This window comes from Bacillus sp. BML-BC051, assembly GCF_019656175.1.
Lineage (GTDB): Bacteria > Bacillota > Bacilli > Bacillales > Bacillaceae_G > Bacillus_A > Bacillus_A mobilis.
Window position 1 is genome coordinate 1 of sequence record NZ_BPLI01000080.1, and the last position, 18,027, is coordinate 18,027.

16 protein-coding genes and 1 riboswitch are annotated in these 18,027 nt (G+C 35.3%); of the genes, 8 read left to right on the forward strand and 8 right to left on the reverse strand.

The window, feature by feature from the left end; genetic code table 11:
- Positions 1-486 precede the first annotated feature (486 nt).
- Entirely contained in the window at positions 487-2,454 is a 1,968-nt protein-coding gene (locus K5S59_RS26770; RefSeq protein ID WP_212981844.1) for a S9 family peptidase, read from the forward strand.
- 91 nt (positions 2,455-2,545) lie between these two features.
- Entirely contained in the window at positions 2,546-3,112 is a 567-nt protein-coding gene (locus tag K5S59_RS26775) for a DUF4256 domain-containing protein (protein ID WP_000126342.1), read from the forward strand.
- A gap of 73 nt (positions 3,113-3,185) precedes the next feature.
- Here the strand turns inward: K5S59_RS26775 and K5S59_RS26780 are convergent, their stop codons facing one another.
- From K5S59_RS26780 to K5S59_RS26795, 4 genes are all read right to left on the reverse strand, one after another.
- Complete coding sequence (locus K5S59_RS26780; protein WP_000236336.1) at positions 3,186-3,692, reverse strand: DoxX family membrane protein; 507 nt, start codon at positions 3,690-3,692, stop codon at positions 3,186-3,188.
- 235 nt (positions 3,693-3,927) lie between these two features.
- Positions 3,928-4,839, reverse strand: a complete 912-nt coding sequence (locus K5S59_RS26785; protein WP_000381486.1) for a sigma factor regulator N-terminal domain-containing protein — start codon at positions 4,837-4,839, stop codon at positions 3,928-3,930.
- Positions 4,839-5,330: an RNA polymerase sigma factor gene (locus K5S59_RS26790; protein WP_000514146.1), complete on the reverse strand. Its 492-nt coding sequence runs from the start codon at positions 5,328-5,330 to the stop codon at positions 4,839-4,841. The genes K5S59_RS26785 and K5S59_RS26790 overlap by 1 nt, the downstream gene beginning before the upstream one ends.
- 140 nt (positions 5,331-5,470) lie before the next feature.
- Positions 5,471-6,772 (reverse strand): DUF5068 domain-containing protein, encoded by a 1,302-nt coding sequence (locus K5S59_RS26795; RefSeq protein ID WP_098257959.1) that lies wholly within the window; start codon positions 6,770-6,772, stop codon positions 5,471-5,473.
- 433 nt (positions 6,773-7,205) lie between these two features.
- Here K5S59_RS26795 and K5S59_RS26800 point away from each other — a divergent pair, with 433 nt between their 5' ends.
- Positions 7,206-7,982, forward strand: coding sequence for an SDR family oxidoreductase (locus K5S59_RS26800; RefSeq protein WP_120451074.1), 777 nt, complete (start codon positions 7,206-7,208; stop codon positions 7,980-7,982).
- Between the two features lie 36 nt (positions 7,983-8,018).
- On the opposite strand, the gene K5S59_RS26805 is transcribed toward K5S59_RS26800, so the two are convergent.
- The 4 genes from K5S59_RS26805 to K5S59_RS26820 all read right to left on the reverse strand — a co-directional run bounded on the left by K5S59_RS26805 (position 8,019) and on the right by K5S59_RS26820 (position 11,716).
- Positions 8,019-8,687 (reverse strand): methionine ABC transporter permease, encoded by a 669-nt coding sequence (locus K5S59_RS26805; protein ID WP_000527140.1) that lies wholly within the window; start codon positions 8,685-8,687, stop codon positions 8,019-8,021.
- Positions 8,662-9,702 (reverse strand): methionine ABC transporter ATP-binding protein, encoded by a 1,041-nt coding sequence (locus tag K5S59_RS26810; RefSeq protein ID WP_000571342.1) that lies wholly within the window; start codon positions 9,700-9,702, stop codon positions 8,662-8,664. The genes K5S59_RS26805 and K5S59_RS26810 overlap by 26 nt, the downstream gene beginning before the upstream one ends.
- Positions 9,703-9,714: 12 nt before the next feature.
- Complete coding sequence (locus K5S59_RS26815; protein ID WP_000756969.1) at positions 9,715-10,527, reverse strand: MetQ/NlpA family ABC transporter substrate-binding protein; 813 nt, start codon at positions 10,525-10,527, stop codon at positions 9,715-9,717.
- 85 nt (positions 10,528-10,612) lie between these two features.
- A riboswitch (SAM riboswitch) is annotated at positions 10,613-10,727 on the reverse strand.
- Between the two features lie 80 nt (positions 10,728-10,807).
- Positions 10,808-11,716 carry an NAD(P)-dependent alcohol dehydrogenase gene (locus K5S59_RS26820; protein ID WP_000643857.1) on the reverse strand — a complete coding sequence of 303 codons (909 nt, stop codon included), beginning with the start codon at positions 11,714-11,716 and terminating at the stop codon, positions 10,808-10,810.
- 145 nt (positions 11,717-11,861) lie between these two features.
- Between K5S59_RS26820 and K5S59_RS26825 the strand changes: the two genes are divergently transcribed.
- The 5 genes from K5S59_RS26825 (at position 11,862) to K5S59_RS26845 (ending at position 17,880) form a co-directional block, all read left to right on the forward strand.
- Positions 11,862-12,626, forward strand: a complete 765-nt coding sequence (locus tag K5S59_RS26825; protein WP_000750884.1) for a hypothetical protein — start codon at positions 11,862-11,864, stop codon at positions 12,624-12,626.
- Positions 12,627-12,738: 112 nt separating this feature from the next.
- The gene (locus K5S59_RS26830) at positions 12,739-14,175 is read left to right on the forward strand and encodes an FAD-binding oxidoreductase (protein WP_000746281.1); all 1,437 of its coding nucleotides are present in this window, start codon (positions 12,739-12,741) and stop codon (positions 14,173-14,175) included.
- Positions 14,172-14,705: an MFS transporter gene (locus K5S59_RS26835; RefSeq protein WP_000222372.1), complete on the forward strand. Its 534-nt coding sequence runs from the start codon at positions 14,172-14,174 to the stop codon at positions 14,703-14,705. The genes K5S59_RS26830 and K5S59_RS26835 overlap by 4 nt, the downstream gene beginning before the upstream one ends.
- 78 nt (positions 14,706-14,783) lie before the next feature.
- Positions 14,784-16,502: a DUF3981 domain-containing protein gene (locus tag K5S59_RS26840; protein ID WP_000670273.1), complete on the forward strand. Its 1,719-nt coding sequence runs from the start codon at positions 14,784-14,786 to the stop codon at positions 16,500-16,502.
- 127 nt (positions 16,503-16,629) lie between these two features.
- Positions 16,630-17,880, forward strand: a complete 1,251-nt coding sequence (locus K5S59_RS26845) for a multidrug effflux MFS transporter (protein WP_001014709.1) — start codon at positions 16,630-16,632, stop codon at positions 17,878-17,880.
- The last annotated feature ends 147 nt before the right edge of the window (positions 17,881-18,027 follow it).

Sequence of the window (18,027 nt, forward strand, 5' to 3'; positions counted from 1 at the left end):
TTGGTTAGTTAATAAAAAAATAAGCACTTATTAAGGTGCTTGTTTTTTATTGTAAGGTATTTATTAAAGGAATATTTTGCAATGAAAAAGAATTTTATTGCTAGTCTAATACTTTCTTTTATTTTCTTTATAGATAAAGGTGAGTATCACCTTGATTAGTCTACAACTATTGTTGTGTAGATTAACGAATTTCAGGCAATAAAAAGCTATCACACCAATGGCATGGAGTCTAAAACATTTTTTTAATCAAACATATATGAATCGGTACCCCTTTAGATATTGTATCTAAAGGGGTATTTTTGTATTGAAAAAGAACATCTAAAATTGGTAAGCGGATAGAATCCTACTATTTAAAGTTTTACTTTATCAAATTCACTTTTATTTATCTGAATTTTTAGTTATCATTTTAAGTATGCGTGAACAATTTCCTTTATATATGAAGAGAAGAGACGATAGATTCATCGACATTACAAGGGGGCTTATTATATGAAAGTGAAAGCAAAAACATATTTAAGTATAGAAGAGATTATTTCATTACCGGTCTTATCAAGTGCAAACATAAGTGATGATGGCAAAAACGTAGCGTTTGTTAAGAAGAAAGCTAACTGGAAAGACAATACGTATAGAAATCATGTATGGATATATGAAAAGGATAAAGAGCAGAGTTACCCACTAACAACTGGAGATATAGATAGTACGCACCCATTATGGTCTCCAGATGCTAAGGCTATTGCATACCTTAGAACAGGTGGTGACGGGGGTAATACAAATCAGATCTTTGTTAAGTCAATAGACGGTGGTAGTGAGGTTCAAATTACGGATGTGAAGGAAGGAGTTAATACATTTAAATGGGATCCCACGGGTAAAGGCTTTTATTATATTGCACAGTCAAAAGAATGTGGGGAAATAAAGAAACGTAAGGAACAATATGGAGATTTCCACCATGTAGGTAAGGAACATCGAAATAATTGTTTATACTACATTGAGCTAGAAAAAGTGATACAAAATGATAAAGAGGAACGCAAAATTAACGGTGTTTATCAACTAGCGGATGGGAAGGATTTTTATATACATAACTTTGATATTTCAAGTGATGGGAAAAAGGTTGTATGTATGGCTACACCAAGCTTAAACGATTATATGAATGGTGATCTCTACATATTAGATGTTGAAGCTGGAGAACTACAAAAAATGAATATGGATACGTTGTTAGGGGGAAGCGTCTGCTTTTCTCCCGAGGGTGATAAAATATGTTACGCAGCAAGCATAAGAGAGAAGGATTACTATAAAAATCATATACAAGATAGTACATTAGAGATATATGATATGAATACGGGAGAGATAATTCAACCTTTAACAGATTTTGATAGTACGATTATGCCGTTACAGTGGACGGCTAAAGGTATTTTAATTAGGTGGCAGGATAAAACGAATTACCGTATTGGCTTGCTATGTGAGGATGGCACTGTGGAAATGTTAAGCGAAACAGTAGATGGATTTATAATGGATGCCTCTATAACAAGGGATGGCAATCATATAACATATACTAAGGCTATAAAAAATGAAACCTTTGAAGTCTATTTGGACGATAAAAAAATAACGAATGAAAATAGCTTTTTCGAAGGCAAGCTTAAAAGTAACAGAGAAATCATCTCATGGAGAAGTAGTGATGGTCTTGAAATAGAAGGTGTTTTATCAACCCCAGTAGAGTTTGAGGCAAATAAAAAATATCCCTTATTAGTAGTAATCCATGGTGGTCCGAATTGGGCGTCCTTTCCGATATTTTCAAACTGTTTTAATGAGAAATATCCGATTGAACAGTTTATCGAAAAAGGCTTTATCGTTTTAGAACCAAACTATAGAGGAAGTTCTGGTTATGGTAATGAATTTTTAAAAGCAAACTATAGAAAACAAGGACTTGCTGACTACGATGATGTTATATGTGGAGTGGATGCACTAGTTGAAAAAGGGATGGTATATAAAGATAGAGTAGGAGTTATGGGATGGAGTAACGGAGGATATATATCTGCTTTCTGTTCTACATTTAGTGATAGATTTAAAGCTATCTCAGTTGGGGGCGGAATCACTAACTGGAGTACTCATTATGTACATACAGATATCCCTTACTTTATTAGCATGTATTTAGGAAATACTCCATGGAATGATCCAGATATATATAAGAAAACATCACCAATGACATATATTAAATCAGCCTGTACGCCTACGTTAATTCAACATGGAGAAAAGGATGTAAGAATTCCAATTACAAATGCATATGAGCTATATGAAGGATTAAGAGATATGGAAGTTGATACAGAATTAATTATATTTAAAGGAATGGCATATAGTTCTGATCAGCCAGGAATGAATGTAGCTATTATGAAGCAGAACTTGATGTGGTTTTCCCATTATATTCTTGGGGAAAGTATGGAGGGTTTTCGTACAGGGATTTAATCAGGTCAAATTGTTAAAAAAGAGATTCAAACAACCATCGTGACGATTTATACTTAAGCTATGAGAAGTAAACATAATTCGGAGGACTAATATGACAGCGAATAAGAATGAGTTATCTGTAGAACAACGTGAAGAACTATTAAAAGTATTACAAGCTCGTTTTGAGAAAAACATGAATCGCCATGAAGGTCTTGAATGGGCTAAAGTTGAAGCAAAGCTAGCTACTAATAATGAAAAATTATGGTCAATTCATGAAATGGAAGTAACTGGTGGTGAGCCGGATGTTGTTAGTTATGATGAAGAGAAGGATGAGTATACTTTCTGTGATTGTTCAAAGGAGAGCCCTAAAGGCCGCAGAAGCCTTTGTTATGATCTTGAAGCGTTAGAGGCAAGAAAAAAACATAAACCAGAAAATAACGTTATTGATGTTGCAGCTGCTATGGGCATTGAATTATTAACGGAAGAACAATATCGAGAGTTGCAACAACTTGGAGATTTCGATATGAAATCATCAAGCTGGGTACAAACGCCTTCAGATATTCGAGAACTCGGTGGTGCTCTTTTTTGCGATTATCGCTTCGGACACGTTTTTGTGTACCACAATGGAGCAGATTCCTATTATGCTGCTAGAGGATTCCGCGGTTCGTTAAGAGTTTAAATTTGGAGCAAGTAAGAAAAAGAGCCTATACTTAGGCTCTTTTTCTTATTTATATTTTAAAAGTAAACTGTTACTACGCAGTTTTACTTAATTTATATGTTTCATGGTTGTTTTTACGGAAAAGTTTAGGGAAAACATAGCCATCTAATCCAATACGTCCAGCGTTATGACCTGCAACTAAAATGAACATAGTTAAAATAAGCAGATTTGGGTTTACACTAACAGTTCCACTTAGTAAAAATGAAAGATTCATTATAATTCCAAAGAATGCAGCAGTTTTTGTTAATCCGCCTAAAATTAAACCTAGACCTACTAAAATTTCTCCCCATTGAACTAAAAAGCTAAATAGGTCTGCGTTTGGAAGAACAAAGTGTTGAAGGAAGTCTGCCCACCAACTTTGTACGGCAGGGTGGTCACCTGATGCTTGAGCGATAGCGCCCTTTAGAAAACCACTTGCATCAAAAGATTGTCCGAAAACTTTACCTATCCCAGCAGCGAGCCATGCATATCCTATGTAAAATCTTAAAAATAATAATATGAAAGCAGCACGTTTATCAGTTCTTAAAAAATTGATAACCATTGAAATCCCTCCAATATTTTATTTACATGTTTATTATATATCCATTGTGAAAAGATTCACAATGGATAAAGTGTGAACAAAAATGGTGATTTTTCATTTGTACATAAAGTATTTGGAAATGTATTGTTTGGAGGGTGAATAATACATGAAAGGAGCTCTCCACTAAAATAGGTAGCTCCCATAGTAAACAGATTCATGTACATTTTTTTAACTAGCTTATTTTGTCTTTTTCTTATTATTTCTCCGGTTTTATATAAGGAACAACTTGTGCAGTAACGCCTACAGAAGCACCGCGAATAAAGTCTTGGTTTTCTAATACCTTAAAGCTTTCTGTTTTTCCTGTTAGCATAACCCCTAAGATTGTCACTTGATCAAATGGTTTGCCCTTGTTTGATTTTAAAAACTTTTGGATAGTTTCGTCATGTCCGTCGTCATCGTATTGGTTAAGTGAATCAACGAACTCTTTGTACGCTTCTTCAGGAGACTTGTCTGGATTAAATCCATAAACGGGCATACCAGCAGGTCCTTTGCTTTCATCTCCAATTGGTGAGGTCATATATAACCATACAATGTTTAAGTTGTCTGGAATTTTTTCTTTAATTTCTTGTAGTGTGTAGGGCTGATTGAAAGAGATAGCAACTTCGGCAACATAGTTGTTCATTTGTGAAACTTCCCCTAATTCATTTTGCACACCATCAAAATATTCCTTAATAGCGGGATTATAAAATGTTGCAAATTTTTTCTTTGTTTGTTTATCGTACTCATAGAACTCTTTATTGGACCAATAAAAACCAGGCGTTAATTCATTGGAATCGATATTGATGCGGACCCAACCATAGGAGCTTGTTAATGTATTCCAAGGGACTACGTAACCATTAATGTTTTTAGAACGATTTGATATAATATTGCCGCCAAACATGGATGAATTACTTGTTACTTGAGAATCAATTTGTACATTCGGTTCTGCAATGTCGTTATGTAAAAAGAGTCGTTCGTGAAGCTTCGTAGAGCTTTTCGCTGCGAAGTAATTGCCAACTTTATAAAATATAGGGATAAGTATGATTACAACAATCATAGAGGTAATAATGCTTTTAAATAACTGTTTCCTTTTCGCTTTTTTTAATGCATCTTTTAAAGAAGTATCCATTAAGGTTTTCCTCCTATTTTTGAGTGAATTGCTTTACGTGCACGATGTAACTTTTGTTTGACGCTGTTTACTTGAATATCTAGTATTAGGGCGATTTCCTCATATGAAAAGTTGTAGTAGTACTTTAAAAAGAAGGCCTCTTTATATTCTAGTTTTATATCTTTTAATAGATAGAAAATCTCATCTTTATTTAAAACAGCGTCTAATTCTCGGTCTGTATATTGTAATTTTGCATAAATCTCTTCAGTTAAATAGATGTTTTGTTGCTCTTTTTTCCTTTTCAAGTCAATGTATTCGTTTAATGCGACTCTGAAAAACCATGGACGTATGTTACTCTCGGTTAAATTATCTAGCAATGTGTATACTTTATAGAAGGTATTTTGGATGATGTCTTCTGCATCTTCTTTTATAGCCCCTTTCGCTAGTAGTAGTTTGAACACTTCCTCCCCTAGATTGATAAGGTAGGAGGTCAATATATTTTCTTTTCCCATCACTTTTCCTCCCTACACTTATACAACGGATAGGTAATGATAAATGTATACACTTAAATTAAAGTTTTGTTCTTTATACAAATAAAAAAGGCATATAACAATCCTATGTTATACGCCTTTTCTATTATATATGTAGTAATCTATTTAGGTAATGTAAATTTAGCTTTTTTACCTTGTGAAATATCTTTTGCTTCTTTATTTCTCATAGGTCCTAACTCAATCTCAAAGCTTTTGTCTTTCCAAATCTTTTCATACTGTTCTTGATCTAAAATATATACTTGTAGTAACTCTCCAGATGTTCCAGTTTTAACTGCAGCGTTATAGTCGTAATTTAGTAGCATACCTTCATTAATCGTATATTGTGTACCATCATTCACTCTCAATGTAGAGCTTATAGGAGATAGTGAAACGTCTTGAGTATCTTTGTTATCAAGTTTGAATTTTACTGTTAATAGAACGAGACCATTTTTGAAATTTGCAAAGCGTGGAGCTTCGACGGAATTTGGTGTGAATTGAGTAAATTGGTATCCGTCTAATGTAACGTTAACAGCGCCTAATTCTTGGCTGTTATTAATATTTGATTTCTCTTTTAACATTTTTTTATCGCCCATGTTATTAGCTGTAGCTTTATCTTGGTAGAAAGTATTATCTGTTGCAACTTTTTCAGCACCTTGTTTGTTTAAACTTAATGAAAAGCTTCCAGGACTTCCGATTGGAGCATCAAATTTTCCTTTATTAGCTTGTGCAGTTGGGACTGTGACTGAGACTGTTGAGAGACTTGAAATTTTCGCTAAATCATCTTTTCCGAATGGATAAGCGATATAACCAGAAATAGTTTCTCCTGCTTTTACTAAGTAATCATTCGTTGGAGCAAGCTTAGTTGGGAGCTGATCTTCTTTTGGAATTAAATCTTTATAGTTACTATATACTTTCTGCGCACCAGTAAATGACATGTCCAATGCTGGCATATAATAAATATCTTTAGCTGAACTATTTTTTACGCTGTAGTTCACAAGAATAACTCCGCCCTCTGTTTGACGATTAAACGGAATATCGAAGTTTGTATGGAATCCATTTAATTCAACTAATGTGTAACTATTCATTGATACTGAAACATCTTCAGCTTTATGCACTTGTGGTTCCTTATTTTCAAAAAGGACTTTTGTTTTACCACCTGTTTCTTTTTCCATATAGGAAATCAGTTTAGAGTAATCACTTGAGCTAGTAGCTGTATTTTCAGGCTTTTTCTCTTCAGTTTTTTTATCTTCGGATTTTTTTTCTTCCGGTTTATTTTCTTTCGTTGTATCCGTTTTTTCTGTTTTGCTTTCTTTTGTTGTATTTTCTTTTTGTTCTTTATTTGTCGTATCGCTTTGACCACAGCCAGTTATTACAAACGCTGCTACGATTACTGTAGAAAATAAAGAAAGTAATTTTTTTGACATGTTTCTTCCCCCTATTTGTGTAAAACTAGACTCTCACATTAGCCCCACATTTTATTATAAAAAATGCAGCCAGTATTTACCAGTGTTTTTCGGATTATTTTAATTATTTAGTTATTGTAATATATTAAAATTAGTGGAAGATCGCCATAGAATATCGATTTTTATTTTTTTATCATTTGAAATATTACATCATATTGGTATGATAGAAATAGAGATATATGGAAAGGGGACAAGGACTCAATATGTGGATGAACTTGTAATGATTAGGAAACTAGATAGATTAATTTTTCTCTCATAAGTGAGGGTTTATTTAGCTATCTGTAAATCATTCAAGGACTGCATATTTGGCTTGTACATCCCTTTTGTAAGGATACTGTGTAGGGAAATTCATATCTCTTATATAAAGTATGCGTCCTTTAAAGTGGAGGAGTATATAATGAATCAATTAAAAAATAAAATAGCAGTTGTTACAGGTGTAAGTCGTCTAGATGGTATAGGCGCAGCAATTTGTAAAGAATTAGCTGAAGCAGGATACGATATATTTTTTACGTATTGGACAGCGTACGATAAAGAGATGCCTTGGGGCGTTGATCAAAGTGAACAAATACAATTAAAAGAAGAGTTACTAAAAAGCGGTGTTAAAGTATCAAGTATGGAGTTAGATTTAACTCAGAATGATGCACCGAAAGAGCTTATAAATAAAGTTACTGAACAACTAGGCTACCCTCATATATTAATTAATAATGCAGCGTATTCTACGAATAATGACTTCTCTAATTTGACTGCTGAAGAATTAGATAAGCATTACATGGTAAATGTTCGTGCGACTACGTTGTTAAGTAGTCAATTTGTCCAAGGGTTTGATAAGAAATCTGGTGGTAGAATTGTGAATATGACATCGGGACAATTTAAAGGGCCTATGGCAGGAGAACTAGCGTATGCAACAACGAAGGGAGCTATTGATGCTCTTACTAGTACATTGTCAGCTGAGGTAGCTCATTTAGGAATAACAGTGAATGCAATTAACCCAGGTCCAACTAGTACAGGATGGATGACTGAAGAAATAAAGCGAGGATTAAAGCCGATGTTTCCTTTTGGTAGAATTGGTGAACCAACGGATGCAGCAAGGCTCATTAAATTTTTAGTAAGTGAAGAAGCAGAATGGATTACTGGACAAGTTATTCATTCTGAAGGTGGATTTAAAAGATAAAAAGAAGGTATCTCATTTCGGTGAGATACCTTCTTTTTAATCTTTCTTCAATCTTCGTGCAACACCATTCCCTAAAGACTGTAGCCCTTGAACGAGGATAATTAAAATAAAGACAGTTGCATACATTACTTCAGGTTCGTAGCGTAAATGCCCGAATCGATATGCTAAATCACCAAGACCGCCAGCACCTACAAGTCCAGCCATTGCTGTTGCACCAATTAGGCCGATTGTTGCAATTGTTAAGCCAAGTACAAGGGAGGGACGAGCTTCTTTCACCATAACGTGCCAAATGATTTTTATAGTAGAAATGCCCATCGCTTGATAAGCTTCAATAACACCACGATCTACTTCTAATAAAGCTGCCTCCATTAATCGTGCAATATAAGGAGCTGTGAATACGACAAGTGGTACGATAACACCTTGCACACCAATGGATGTTCCCATTAGAAACTTTGTAAAAGGTAAAATGAAGAATAATAGAATGATAAATGGAAGAGAGCGAATGATATTAATAACGGTATTAAGAATAGGATAAATGATTTTATTTTCATGTTGTCCACCAGGTCGCGTTAAAACCAGTGTAACGCCAAGTGGTAATGCAATAAGGATAGAGATGAATAGCGAAATAGATGTCATTTGAAATGTTTGAATGGTTGCTTCCCATATGACTTTACCCCATTCATCCAAAAAGGACTTGTTCCCCATAATCTGTTCTACCTCCTTCTACGATGATCCCTTTCTCTTGTAAAAATGATAAAGCGCGGGCTATTTCATTTTTCTCACCCTGCATATGAATGATCAGTTTCCCATATGATTCATGTTTTAACTGTGTAATATTACCGGATAAAATATTTGGATACACTTGAAAACGTTTTGTAGCGACAGCTAATGCTGGCTCTCCTGAAGCATTCCCTATAAAGGAGAGAGTTACAATTTCACCGGTAGTTTGTAGTTCTTTTTGTACTTCTTCTGGAATCTTCGCTGCAAATGCACTATTTACGAATTTCTTCGTTGTTACATGTTGTGGATTTGTAAATATATCCTTTACAGTCCCGCTTTCAACCACTGCTCCATGTTCCATGACAGCAACTCGGTCACATATACGCTGGATGACATTCATTTCATGTGTAATTAATAAAATTGTAATCCCGATTTCTTCATTAATCCTTAGTAATAGGTCAAGAATAGAATCCGTTGTTTCTGGGTCTAAAGCACTCGTTGCTTCGTCGCTTAATAACACTTCAGGTTCATGTGATAGTGCACGTGCAATGGCAACACGCTGCTTCTGGCCACCAGAAAGTTCACTCGGATAGGCATCTTTTCGATTAAAAAGATCGACAATACGTAAATACTTTTCTACCCTTTTTTCAATTTCATTTTTGGAAAGACCAGATAGACGTAACGGTAATGCGATATTTTCATAAACTGTCACAGTTTTAAGTAAATTGAACCCTTGGAAAATCATCCCGATTTTTTGTCTCGATTTTGCTAGTTCTTTTGCTGATAAAGTTGTTAAGTCTTGGCCGTTTACAATGATATCCCCTGTCGTTGGTTTTTCTAATAAATTTACACATCGAATTAATGTACTTTTACCAGCGCCACTATATCCAATGATTCCAAATACTTCGCCCTTTTTTACTTGAAGGGAAGTAGGCTTAAGAGCTTCTACATTCCCTTTTTTTGTTGTAAATACTTTGGATACATTTTTTAATTCAATCATTATCGTCAGCTCCTACCAAGACGGTAAAACAGAACCATCAAATTTTTTCTCGATAAATTCTTTTACTTCTTTAGATTGATAAGCTTTCTTTAATTTATTTACAACAGCATCATCTTTATTTTCAGTGCGAACAACGACCCAGTTTACATATGGTGAATCTTTTCCTTCACGGAAGATAGAATCCTTCGCAGGGCTTAATTTTGCACCTAATGCAAAGTTTGTATTAATTGCAGCTGCTTTCACTTCACTTAGTTGTGTCGGTAATTGAGATGCCTCTAATTCAACAATCTTTAAATTTTTCGGATTTTCAATGACATCTTTCGCAGTCGCTTTTTCTGTCGCCTTTGGATCCACTTTTAAAACTCCTGCTTTTTCAAATAGCTTTAAAGCTCGAAGTTCATTCGTTGGATCATTTGGTACAGCGATTGCGTCGCCCTCTTTTAAGTCTTTTACACCCTTTAAGCTTTTAGAATATACGCCCATAGGGAATGTTACTGTTGAAAATACTTCCGTTAATTTCATATTGCGCTCAGCTTTAAATACGTCTAAATATGATTTCGTTTGATAGCTATTTACATCGAGGCTTTTTTCATCTAAGGATACGTTTGGTGCTACATAATCATTAAATACCTTTACATCGATTTCGAGTCCGTCTTTTGCTGCCACTTCTTTTACCTTTTCAAAAATTTGTTCATGCGGTCCGCCAGTTACACCGACAGTAATCTTTTTCTCATCTAATGCTTTTACCTCTTTATCAGAATTAGCACCACATGCACCTAGCAATAATACCGCTCCACTTACAATGCTCAATAATACTTTTTTCATCTATAATTCCCCCTTCATATACGTTCCAAAATAAAAAGCACCTCTCAAAAATAAGAGAGGTGCCGAATAGACAAAATAGGATCCTCTCTTATCTTCCAAAACGAAAACTCGTTTTGCAGGAATTAGCACCTTAGCTTATACGTTATAAGCTCGGTTGCCGGGCATCATCGGGCCAGTCCCTCCGCCACTCTTGATAAGAGTTTGTGTATGTAGTTTTTTAATATGGTACTAATAGTAAATCTTACAAAAAGAATTGTCAACGTTATTTTCTGAATATATTTTATTTTAAGGTAATCGAAACGTTACCTTTCTTATGTCCCTTTTCCACATACATATGGGCTTCAGCAATTTCTTCTAATCGGTAGGTTCTATCAATAACAGGTTTTAAATGTTCTGTTTCAGTTAGTTCTTTTAGTAGAATCATATCCTCTTTACTTACCTTTGCCATCATTCCATTAACAGATACATACTTTCCATTGGGGGTTAATGTATTTGTACAAAGGGATTTTTTATACTTACCAACTGCATCAAATATAATATCGTAGCGCTCGCGCCGCTTAGTAAAATCTTCTTTCGTATAATCAATTACCTTATCAGCTCCTAAAGATTGAACGAGTTCAAAATTTGAATTACTACAAACAGCCGTAACAGTCGCACCGAAATATTTAGCAAGTTGTACAGCAGCTGTTCCTACTGATCCTGAGGCACCATATATGAGCACTTGTTTCCCTTTTTTTATAAGGCCCTTTCTCAGGAAATGTAATGCTGAAGTTCCACCAAAAGGAATAACTGCCGCTTCTTCATACGTCACATTGGTAGGTTTTAATGTTATTAATCCACTTTCATGTACGCATGTGTACTCGGCATAACCACCGAGGTTTAGTTCTGTTAATGCAAAAATTGGATCACCTTTTTTAAATTGAGTTACATCTGTTCCTATTTCTTCGATTTCACCGGATAACTCTACGCCGAGTATAGGTTTTCTCGGTTTTCTGAAACCTAATATGATCCGCATAGGAATCCAAAATAAGAGGGGACTATTAAAACCTCGTATTCTACAATCTCCAGTTGATACACTTGTTGCGTAAATTTTAACTAATACTTCGTTCTTTTTAGGTGTAGGTTTCTCTATATTTTGAAGCTGAAGAACGTTAGGTGGTCCATACTTTGTGCAAATGATCGCCTTCATAATGACCTCCTGAAATGAGTTGTTGTTATATACATCATATTTAAAATCTTCATTAAACATGTCTCTATATAGCGAGTATAGATTGAAATTTATATAGATTTCATAGGAAAAGAGGTGATATTATTTTTGAAAAGGGGGCGACATTATGAAAAAAACTATTTTTATTTCAAGTTTAGTGTTTGCAATCAGTCTAGGGGTAGGGTGTAGCAATGAGAAAACAACAAAAACTGATGAACCGAAAAAAGAGGCTGTGCAGAAAGAAAAAGAATTAGCAGCGAAGGATGTTTTCAAGAAAACGAACGAAGCTTTTAAAAATGAAGAACATGTAACGATGACATATGATGTAGGGATAAAAGCTGAGGGAACAGAGATGAATATATTAAAGGCTAAGATGCAATTAGAGCCAAAGACAAAGAATTCTCGTTCTGAAATGAATATTTCTGGTACAGATGTTGTAGTGTATACTGTGGATGGTAAAGTTGCTGGTGAGGTGAAAAACCCTAATACAGGAGAAGTTATAACTGTACCAGAGGAGCAATTAAACGCTGGTGGAATGAAAGCGACTCAAGATATTATAGATAAGTTAGAAGTACCAGCAGTAGTTTTAGATAAAATGAAGATGGAGAAAAGCGGAGATAAATATAAACTGAAATTTACATTAAAAGGGCAAGAAACAGAAAGTATGTTAACTAGCATGGATGAAACGCAGAAGAAAATGTTACAAGCACAAAATGCGAAGATAGAAGAAGTGGATGCAGAATATATCATTACAAAAGATTTTAAATATGAATCAGCAAAGATAGACATGATTATGAGTAGTAACGGTAAGGATAAAGCACATATTATTACGAACGCAAAGTATACGTCGTACGAAAAGTTTGACCCAATACAATTGCCAGCAGCAAAGTAACAATTTTGATGAGGGGGGACCTAAAATAAGGTGCCCTCTTTTTTGTATACTTTCTTCTTAGGAAAATAGGTACAATATGAAGAGGGAAAACTGTAGAAGAGGAGAGTGTCATTTGAAAAAAAGAAAGATAGCGGTGGTCATTGTAGCCTATACAGTGTTGCTTGCGACATCTATAAATACATATAAAGAGCAACTAGATCATCCTATTATGAGCGATGTAGGAAAGTTGCTTCCAACGAAAATTAAACGTGTTGAAAATGCTGAGGATGAAGATTCATTAAAACAGGTCGTGCAAGATGCAAATGTTTCTGGAGAGAAGATTTCTATTGCAGGTATGCAGCATAGCCAAGGCGGTCAGACGTATTATCCGAACGGTACGATGCTTGATATGAAGGGGTATAATAAAATATTAGAATTTGATCCGGAGAAGAAGAGGATTAAGGTGCAAAGCGGTGTCACATGGAATGATATTCAAAAGAAAATCAATCCATATGGTCTTGCGGTTCAAGTGATGCAATCTCAAAATATTTTTACTGTTGGTGGTTCATTAAGTGTAAATGTACATGGGCGTGATATTCGTCATGAAGCATTGATTGATACAGTAGAGTCGTTTAGGTTGTTAATGGCAGATGGTACGGTGCGTAATGTAAGTAGAGAAGAAAATGCTGATCTGTTTCCATATGTAATTGGGGGATACGGATTGTTTGGCGTGATTTTAGATGTGACGCTAAAGTTAACAGATGATGAATTGTATGAAATGCACACGAGAATGATAGATTATAAAGAATACACGTCTTATTTCAAAGATAAAGTGAAAAGAGATGAAAATGTTCGTATGCACTTAGCCCGTATTTCTGTTGCCCCCAATTCATTTTTAAAAGAGATGTATGTGACAGATTATGTATTAGCGAAAAATCAGCAGAGGTTGAAAGAGTACAGTAAATTGAAAGAAGAAAATATTATAGCTGCGCCAAAATTTTTACTCGGTTTATCACGCTATAGTGATTGGGGAAAGAATACGTTTTGGGATATACAAAGAAGTTATTTTGAACGTACAGATGGAAAGTATGAGACGCGAAATAATGTTATGAGGTCGGATAGTGCCTTTATGGAATATGATAATCCAAACTTGACCGAGATTTTACAGGAGTATTTCGTACCGATAGGTAGTTTTACAGCATATATAGATGACTTGCGAAGTGTTTTGAATGAAGAGGAATTAAACCTTCTTAATATTACAATTCGCTATGTAGAAAAGAATGAGAATGCGGTACTATCTTATGCGAAAGATGATATGTTTGCACTTGTGCTTTTAATTAATCAAGGGCGCTCAGAGGATGAAATAAAGAAAACAAAAGTGGTCATTCAGAAGATGATTGATGTTACTTTAAAGCATAATGGAAGTTATTATTTACCGTACTATTCTTACCCAACGAAGGAGCAGTTAAAGAGGGCATATCCTCGTATAGAAGAATTTCTTCAGAAGAAAAAAGAAGCGGATCCAAAAGAGAGATTTGTGAATTTATTTTATAGGGAGTATACGAAATGACATATAGAAGATTTGTAGCCTCACAAAGCATAATTATGATGGCGGGAAGTATGGTATTTCCTTTTTATATACTATTGCTTCGAAACGTTGGGAATAGCTTCTCGCAATTTGGCTGGGCGTATGGCTTATTCGCTTTAACTTCAGCACTTGTATATCCGGTAGTAGGAATGGTGTCTGATCGAGTGGGTGATCGGAAATTATTAATTATATATGCTTGGTCTATGGCAGTATTAATGCTTTGTTTCCCGATTGCCACGGAAGTCTGGCATGTGTATATTCTTCAAATTGTAATGGGGATTTTAGGTGCTGTACAGCGTAATACGGAGAAGACATCGTTAGCGCGAAAGGTTGTGCAAGAAAATGCTGGTTATGAGATTGGAAAATATCATGTGTGGACATCGATTGGAGGAGCAGTAGCAATTATTGCAACGGGATATTTAGTAGATTTCTTTACGATTGGTACGATTTTTTATATTGCATCTATCTTATATGTAGTGAGCGGAGTTGTATTAAGTAGTAAAAAAATATAATCATCCCCATTTTTACCTGAATACCCTTTATTTGTTATACTAAAGGGGAAGACAAAAGAAAAGGGGACATTGCCTTTGATGAAATTTTTAATTTTAGCTATTCTCACTTTGTTTTTGATTCCATGGACAAGAAGCGGTAGTAAACTTCGAGCAGTGGATAAGAAAGGGGATGAGAAGGTTGTAAAGGGTAAGAAATCATCCATTTTAGTTATTCCTGTTTTATTTTGGATAGGTATTGCAATCTATGAATATTTTTGGCTAATTGATGATCGAGCAGATTCGATTCTTACTCATTATTCTGTTGCAGTAGCAATTTTAATTGGGCTTGTTTTATTTTCACAAGATCAAATAGGGAAATTAGAAGGTACGTTAAAAGGACTTCTAATGTTTGTTTTACTAGCAAGTTACGGCTATTTTGGTTATTTGCATGATATAGTAATCTCGCAAAAGAAATATGATTCTGTTGTAAAAGTAGAGAAAGATATTTCAGAGCCATTTACTGAAAATGATCAGCCGTTTACAGTGCCGCCAAAGACAGCGGAGAATAAAATGAAAAAAGTATTTGGGGACATTCCGAAAGTAGCTTATTTTGAGCTAGGAGAATTAACGCCACAAATGGTAAATGGTGAGGCTTTATATGTAGCACCAATTGAAGTTTCAGGATTTTTTAAAGCACGTAAAGCTGAGACAATTCCAGGGTACGTAACGATGTCAGGTACGAATCCTGATGCGGAAGCGAAACTGCATCTCGGTTATAAAATGAAATATGTGCCAAGCATGTTTTTTGGTAATAAATTAGAACGTGTCGTTCGAAAAGCAGAACCGGATTTAATTTTTAAAGGGAAACCTAAATTCGAAGTTGATGATAAAGGGAAACCGTATTATACAATGACGTATGGTGAATTTATTTCGGGAAGATCTGGATTCGAAGTAGAGGGCGTTGTAGTAGTAGACGCACAAACAGGTGAAGTGAAAAGATACGATAAAGGAAAGGCACCTAAATTTGTTGATGGTGTATTAAATCACGAGACCGCATCTACATTAAATACGTATTTCGGTAAATACATTCACGGATTTTGGAATACAAAATTCTCGCAAACGGATATGAAGATTCCGACTGAGTGGGGAACGAAAGAAGGAGTTACACCAATCTTCGGTAAGGATGGAACGTTATATTACTTTACTGATTTCACCTCTCCGAAAGAGGGAGTAGATTCTGCACTAGGTTATTCGCTTATCGATGCGCGTACAGGTAAGTTGTATTACTATAACGGAAAAGAAGTGAAGGGAATTATGGATGGTTCAGCTGCTTCGGAAGTAGTGGATAATTCCTTTAAGAGAGAGAAATGGCATGGAACGATGCCGGTTATTTATAACGTGTACGGTAAACCTTCTTGGATTGTACCTGTTATTGATGACGGGGGATTAGTACGTGCTCATACAGTTATCTATGCTTCTAATGCAAAAATATTTGCAACAGGTTCGACGCAAAAAGAAGCACTTGAGAATTATAAAAATGCGCTGAGCGGAAGTGGAGATTCATTTAGACCGACTTCAAGTGGTAAAGAGGCACAAAAAGAAGGCGTTGTACAACGTGTATATAAAGAAAAATCAGGTGAAAATACAATTGTGTACGTACTGTTAGAAAATGAACAAAAAGTATTTATGATACCTGTGAAGAAATTCCCATATGCTATGTTTACAGAAGTGGGAGATCCAATTCAAATCACATATTTAGATACAGGAGAAGCGATGTCTTCCGTATCTAAATTTGCAAATAGTAATTTGAAAAAGTAAAGCGATAGAAATTCTATCGCTTTTTTTTACAGTATAAAACAGGAAAATGCACTATACTTGACGTATGTTTATGTTGTAACTATAATTGTTACGATTCAGTAGTTATAGGAAAGGGTGAACGGAAAAAGTGAATGGAGTTAATCAAGAAATATATAAACCTGTAAAGACAAATAGGTTATGGATGATTCTTGTACTAGGGACACTTACAGCGATTGGGCCATTATCTATTGATATGTATTTGCCTTCTTTACCGAAATTAACGGATGATTTACAAACAGGTGCATCCCTTGCGCAGCTTACATTGACAGCTTGTTTACTTGGGCTTTCAGTTGGGCAATTATTTGTCGGTTCAATTAGTGATATTTATGGAAGGCGCAAACCTCTTATTATTGCTCTTATTATTTATGTTGCTTCTTCTTTACTTTGTGCTATTGCGCCATCTATTTGGAGTTTAGTGTTATTACGCTTCTTACAAGGAGCTTCAGGATCGGCTGGGATTGTTATATCACGTGCAATGGTGCGTGACATGTATTCGGGTTCTGAAATGACGAAGTTTTTCTCACTGCTCATGTTAGTAAACGGAGCAGCGCCTATTTTGGCACCGATTATTGGAGGACAATTGCTACAGTTTACAACATGGCGCGGTGTCTTCATCGTTCTTGGAGTAATTAGTGTATTCATGTTAATATCAGCTACTTTTGTATTACGTGAAACATTACCTATCGAAGAAAGAGAAACAGGTGGATTGTCAGGGACGTTGGCGACGTACGGAAAACTGTTAAAGGATCGTCTGTTTATGGGATATGCATTGTCACAAGGGCTAGTAACGGCGGCAATGTTTGCATACATTTCGGGCTCACCATTTGTGCTGCAGAACATATACGGAGCATCACCACAGCAATTTAGTTTATTCTTTGCGATTAACGGTATCGGTATTATTATTGCTAGTCAGGTAACAGGTCGTTTAGCAGGGAAAGTGAATGAGAAGACATTATTTGTTGCTGGTATTATTATTGCAGCTGTTGGCGGTTTATCTTTACTACTGACAATCGTACTAGGAATAGGTTTAATTGGTGTTTTATGTTCGTTATTCCTTGTCGTATCAAGTGTCGGGGTTGTATCAACAACTGGATTCTCGTTAGCGATGAGAAATCAGAAACAAGCCGCAGGAACAGCGTCGGCCTTATTAGGATTATTACAGTTCATTTCAGGAGCACTTGTTGCACCGTTAGTAGGTATTGGCGGAAGCAATACCGCATTACCGATGGGGGTTGTGATAGCTCTTTGTGAAATTGGTGCTGTGTTATGTTATCTATTTATGGCCAGAAGAAGTGAGAAGCAGTTTGAACTGCAACAAAGACAAAATTTAGAGGCTTAATTTATACAAAAGAGCTGATTCAAACATGTGTTGAATCAGCTTTTTTTTCATTTCTTTGAAATAACTTATACAGTGTTGTAAGGTGATGCAAAAGTTATTTGCATAAAGTGACGATACTGTGACAAAAATGTTGGTGTGTATATTAAG

Excerpts from the sequence above, each read along its gene's own strand:
- K5S59_RS26770 (WP_212981844.1), top strand. The coding sequence starts at position 487 with ATGAAAGTGAAAGCAAAAACATATTTAAGTATAGAAGAGATTATTTCA.
- K5S59_RS26775 (WP_000126342.1), top strand. The coding sequence starts at position 2,546 with ATGACAGCGAATAAGAATGAGTTATCTGTAGAACAACGTGAAGAACTA.
- K5S59_RS26780 (WP_000236336.1), bottom strand. The coding sequence starts at position 3,692 with ATGGTTATCAATTTTTTAAGAACTGATAAACGTGCTGCTTTCATATTA.
- K5S59_RS26785 (WP_000381486.1), bottom strand. The coding sequence starts at position 4,839 with ATGGATACTTCTTTAAAAGATGCATTAAAAAAAGCGAAAAGGAAACAG.
- K5S59_RS26790 (WP_000514146.1), bottom strand. The coding sequence starts at position 5,330 with ATGGGAAAAGAAAATATATTGACCTCCTACCTTATCAATCTAGGGGAG.
- K5S59_RS26795 (WP_098257959.1), bottom strand. The coding sequence starts at position 6,772 with ATGTCAAAAAAATTACTTTCTTTATTTTCTACAGTAATCGTAGCAGCG.
- K5S59_RS26805 (WP_000527140.1), bottom strand. The coding sequence starts at position 8,687 with ATGGGGAACAAGTCCTTTTTGGATGAATGGGGTAAAGTCATATGGGAA.
- K5S59_RS26810 (WP_000571342.1), bottom strand. The coding sequence starts at position 9,702 with ATGATTGAATTAAAAAATGTATCCAAAGTATTTACAACAAAAAAAGGG.
- K5S59_RS26815 (WP_000756969.1), bottom strand. The coding sequence starts at position 10,527 with ATGAAAAAAGTATTATTGAGCATTGTAAGTGGAGCGGTATTATTGCTA.
- K5S59_RS26820 (WP_000643857.1), bottom strand. The coding sequence starts at position 11,716 with ATGAAGGCGATCATTTGCACAAAGTATGGACCACCTAACGTTCTTCAG.
- K5S59_RS26825 (WP_000750884.1), top strand. The coding sequence starts at position 11,862 with ATGAAAAAAACTATTTTTATTTCAAGTTTAGTGTTTGCAATCAGTCTA.
- K5S59_RS26835 (WP_000222372.1), top strand. The coding sequence starts at position 14,172 with ATGACATATAGAAGATTTGTAGCCTCACAAAGCATAATTATGATGGCG.
- K5S59_RS26840 (WP_000670273.1), top strand. The coding sequence starts at position 14,784 with ATGAAATTTTTAATTTTAGCTATTCTCACTTTGTTTTTGATTCCATGG.